This window comes from Mariniluteicoccus flavus (assembly GCF_054776655.1).
Map to the genome: position 1 here is coordinate 1 of NZ_BAAHBN010000030.1, position 505 is coordinate 505.

General features: G+C 67.7%; 1 pseudogene. It reads right to left on the reverse strand.

The window, feature by feature from the left end:
- Nucleotides 1–43: 43 nt before the first annotated feature.
- A pseudogene (locus ACYVAG_RS17605) lies at nt 44–505 on the reverse strand (Tat pathway signal sequence); the annotation flags it as partial.

A 505-nucleotide genomic window follows, 5' to 3' on the forward strand; every position in this document is an offset into this window, starting at 1 on the left:
AAGCCGCCGGATAACCCGGCCCGAAGTCGCGGGCCGGAATGAATCAGCGGCGGGGCCGCCGGATGACCGACACCAACTCCCCGACCTCCAGGGTTCGGGCCGGGCTGGTCCGCGTCAACGGGATCGTGCCCGACTGACCGAGCGCGGACCAGTCGACCACCCAGTCCGAACTGGCGCTGATGGGATACGTCTTCCCGTACTGCGGCACCCGCTCATACACATGCCCACACGACGGCGACCGCTCCCCCGGCTCCACCCGCCGATCCCACCGATGCATCACCCCACACGACACCGTGGAGCCGTCCCCCATCGCAAACCGCGTCACCGTCCGCCGGGCCGTCATCACAATCGTGATCCCCTCCTGCGTCACCGACAACGACTGCGTAGCGGGATCATCGGTCCACAACCAGATCGGATACCCCACCGCCACCATGTTCCACTCATTCACACTCGGATCAGGCCCCACCAGCGGCCGCCCCGCCGGAAGCTTCAACTCCGCCACCGC